This window comes from Mycobacterium persicum (assembly GCF_002086675.1).
GTDB lineage: Bacteria > Actinomycetota > Actinomycetes > Mycobacteriales > Mycobacteriaceae > Mycobacterium > Mycobacterium persicum.
Genome location: NZ_MVIF01000316.1, coordinates 1 through 407 on the forward strand (window position 1 = coordinate 1; position 407 = coordinate 407).

At 80.6% G+C, this 407-nt stretch carries 1 protein-coding gene; it reads left to right on the plus strand.

Annotated elements, in window-relative coordinates:
- A partial coding sequence (locus BST40_RS28575) for a hypothetical protein (protein WP_208618962.1) occupies nucleotides 1–407 on the plus strand: 407 nt, incomplete at both ends.

The following is a 407-nucleotide window of genomic DNA, read 5'->3' on the forward strand; positions in this document are numbered from 1 at the left end:
GACCGGGGCCAACGGTAACGCGACTACCCCCGGCGGAGCCGGCGGAGTCGGGGGCGCCGCGGGCAACGCCGGGTTGCTGGCCGGCACCGCCGGAGGCGGCGGCGACGGCGGCAACGGCGGAAAGGGCCTCAACAATCTGAGCGCGTCGGCCGGCGGCGCCGGCGGGGCCGGCGGCCACGCCGGGCTGGTCGGCACCGGCGGGACGGGTGGAACCGGCGGCATCGGCGGGACCAACACCAACACCGGCTCGTCCGCCGGTGCCGGCGGCGCAGGCGGCGCCGGTGGCGGCGGCGGGTATCTAATCGGCGATGGCGGTGCCGGCGGGGCCGGCGGCGCCGGCGGGCACAACTCGAGTGGCGGCCCCGGCATCACCGGAGGCACCGGCGGAGCCGGCGGCGCCGGCGGAG